Origin of the sequence: Komagataeibacter rhaeticus (assembly GCF_003207855.1) — a bacterium.
Taxonomy (GTDB): Bacteria; Pseudomonadota; Alphaproteobacteria; order Acetobacterales; family Acetobacteraceae; genus Komagataeibacter; species Komagataeibacter rhaeticus.
Window position 1 is genome coordinate 1 of the sequence record NZ_NKTZ01000050.1, and the last position, 3,207, is coordinate 3,207.

A 3,207-nucleotide genomic window follows, 5' to 3' on the forward strand; every position below is an offset into this window, starting at 1 on the left:
TGGTTGCGGGGGCAGGATTTGAACCTGCGGCCTTCAGGTTATGAGCCTGACGAGCTACCGGGCTGCTCCACCCCGCGGTGGTAAGGGGAGACTGGAAGACCTGGCGGCGACCGACTTTCCCGTGCCTTAAGGCACAGTATCATGGGCGCTGGGGCATTTCACGGCCGAGTTCGGGATGGGATCGGGTGGATCATTCCCCGCCATGGCCACCAGGTCATCCAGTCTTCCCTTGGGTGGGGAGAGAGGAAGTGGATGGGTTGGTGTTTTATTGAGTGTTGTTGAGTGGATGACTGCTGTGCATGTGTGTTGCCCTTTTAAGGGGGCTTTGGAATGAGCCTGTTGGGCGATTAGGACCAGTTAGCTGCACGCATTACTGCGCTTCCACACCTGGCCTATTGACGTGATGGTCTATCACGGCCCTTGGGGAGACCTTGTTTTGAGGTGGGTTTCCCGCTTAGATGCTTTCAGCGGTTATCCCGTCCACACTTAGCTACCCGGCTGTGCCGCTGGCGCGACAACCGGTGCACCAGAGGTATGTTCATCCCGGTCCTCTCGTACTAGGGACAAATCCTCTCAAGTCTCCAACACCCACGGCAGATAGGGACCGAACTGTCTCACGACGTTCTAAACCCAGCTCACGTACCACTTTAATCGGCGAACAGCCGAACCCTTGGGACCTGCTCCAGCCCCAGGATGTGATGAGCCGACATCGAGGTGCCAAACCTCCCCGTCGATGTGGACTCTTGGGGGAGATCAGCCTGTTATCCCTAGAGTACCTTTTATCCGTTGAGCGATGGCCCTTCCACGCGGGACCACCGGATCACTATGGCCGACTTTCGTCTCTGATCGAGCTGTCACTCTCACAGTCAGGCGGGCTTATGCCATTGCACTCGACAGTCGGTTTCCGACCGACCTGAGCCCACCATCGCGCGCCTCCGTTACACTTTGGGAGGCGACCGCCCCAGTCAAACTGCCCACCATGCAGGGTCCCGGACCTGGCTAACAGGCCTCGGTTAGACATCAGAAACAGTCAGGGTGGTATTTCAAGGATGGCTCCACCGGAACTGGCGCCCCGGTTTCAAAGCCTCCCACCTATCCTACACAGAATGTCTCTGATGCCACTGCAAAGCTGCAGTAAAGGTTCATAGGGTCTTTCCGTCTGACCGCGGGTACCCCGCATCTTCACGGGGAATTCAATTTCGCTGAGCCGATGCTGGAGACAGCGGGGAAGTCGTTACGCCATTCGTGCAGGTCGGAACTTACCCGACAAGGAATTTCGCTACCTTAGGACCGTTATAGTTACGGCCGCCGTTTACCGGGGCTTCAATTCAGTGCTTGCACACCTCCTCTTAACCTTCCGGCACCGGGCAGGCGTCAGGCCGTATACGTCGTCTCTCGACTTCGCACAGCCCTGTGTTTTTACTAAACAGTCGCTACCCCCTGGTCTGTGCCACCCGCCAATGGTTGCCCACTGACGGGTCTTGCTTATCCCGAAGTTACGCAAGTAATTTGCCTAGTTCCTTCAGCATCGTTCTCTCAAGCGCCTTGGTATTCTCTACCAGTCCACCTGTGTCGGTTTCGGGTACGGTCTATATGCCAGAGCTATTTCCTGGAATACTCCAAAAGCCGGATCAATCCGTTAAGACCCGACAACATATCGTATTCGTCACTTCTGGCAGGCCCGGGAATATTTGCCCGGTTTCCATCGACTACGGCTTTCGCCCTCGCCTTAGGGGCCGGCTCACCCTGCGCGGATTAACCTTGCGCAGGAACCCTTGGACTTTCGGCGACAGTGTTTCTCGCACTGTTTGTCGCTACTCATGTCAGCATTCGCACTTCCGATATCTCCAGAGAGGGTCACCCCGTCTCCTTCACAGACCTACGGAACGCTCCGCTACCGCGCATTCATAGAATGCACCCACAGCTTCGGCACGTGGCTTGAGCCCCGTTACATTTTCGGCGCAGGGTTTCTATTAGACCAGTGAGCTATTACGCTTTCTTTAAAGGATGGCTGCTTCTAAGCCAACCTCCTGGTTGTTTTGGAATCCCCACATCCTTTCCCACTTAGCCACGATTTGGGGGCCTTAGCTGGTGGTCTGGGCTGTTTCCCTCTCGACAATGGACCTTAGCACCCACTGTCTGTCTGCCTGGCTCATACTTCCGGGTATTCGGAGTTTGGTTAGGTTTGGTAAGGCTTTGGGCCCCCCTAGCCCATCCAGTGCTCTACCCCCCGGGGTAATACCAGACGGTCTACCTCAATAGATTTCGCGGAGAACCAGCTATTTCCGAGTTTGATTGGCCTTTCACCCCTAGCCACAGCTCATCCCCGACTTTTTCAACAGGCGTGGGTTCGGCCCTCCAGTGCGTGTTACCGCACCTTCAGCCTGGCCATGGCTAGATCACTCGGTTTCGGGTCTTCTGCCAGCAACTCGTCGCCCTGTTCAGACTCGCTTTCGCTGCGCCTACACCTACCGGCTTAAGCTTGCTGCAAACAGAAACTCGCTGACCCATTATACAAAAGGTACGCCGTCACCCCATAAGAGGCTCCGACTGCTTGTAGGCATTCGGTTTCAGGTCTCTTTCACTCCCCTCGTCGGGGTGCTTTTCACCTTTCCCTCACGGTACTTGTTCGCTATCGGTCACCAGGGAGTATTTAGGCTTGGAGGGTGGTCCCCCCATGTTCAGACAGGATTTCACGTGTCCCGCCCTACTCAAGGATCACTGTGGACACTACGCATACGGGGCTATCACCCGCTCTGGCCGGACTTTCCATTCCGTTCTGCTTCTTCCACAATCATCACGGGCCTGTTCCGCGTTCGCTCGCCACTACTAGCAGAATCTCAATTGATGTCTTTTCCTCCGGGTACTTAGATGTTTCAGTTCCCCGGGTTCGCCTCATGTCCCTATGTATTCAGAACATGATACCCATCGCTGGGTGGGTTGCCCCATTCAGATATCCACGGATCAAAGCCTGCTCGCGGCTCCCCATGGCTTTTCGCAGCGTGCCACGTCTTTCATCGCCTCCTGGTGCCAAGGCATCCACCGAATGCCCTTATCGCGCTCATTGCCCACACATGCACAGGAGCCATCCACCCAGACCCCACCAGTCAGAAGACCAGAAGGCCAGGCAGCCAGCACCCGCACAGAGAAAGTGCAGTGCATTCACACAATCAACACTTAACTTATCGCTTATGAACGCTCACGCCC

General features: G+C 55.8%; 1 tRNA gene and 2 rRNA genes. All 3 read right to left on the reverse strand.

Going from position 1 to position 3,207, the window contains the following annotated elements:
* The 3 genes from CFR78_RS15870 to CFR78_RS15880 all read right to left on the reverse strand — a co-directional run bounded on the left by CFR78_RS15870 (position 1) and on the right by CFR78_RS15880 (position 3,066).
* Positions 1–77 (reverse strand) — tRNA-Met (locus tag CFR78_RS15870).
* Between the two features lie 21 nt (positions 78–98).
* Positions 99–214, reverse strand: a 5S ribosomal RNA gene (gene rrf / locus CFR78_RS15875).
* A 113-nt stretch (positions 215–327) separates the two neighbouring features.
* Positions 328–3,066 (reverse strand): 23S ribosomal RNA (locus tag CFR78_RS15880).
* Positions 3,067–3,207 lie beyond the last annotated feature (141 nt).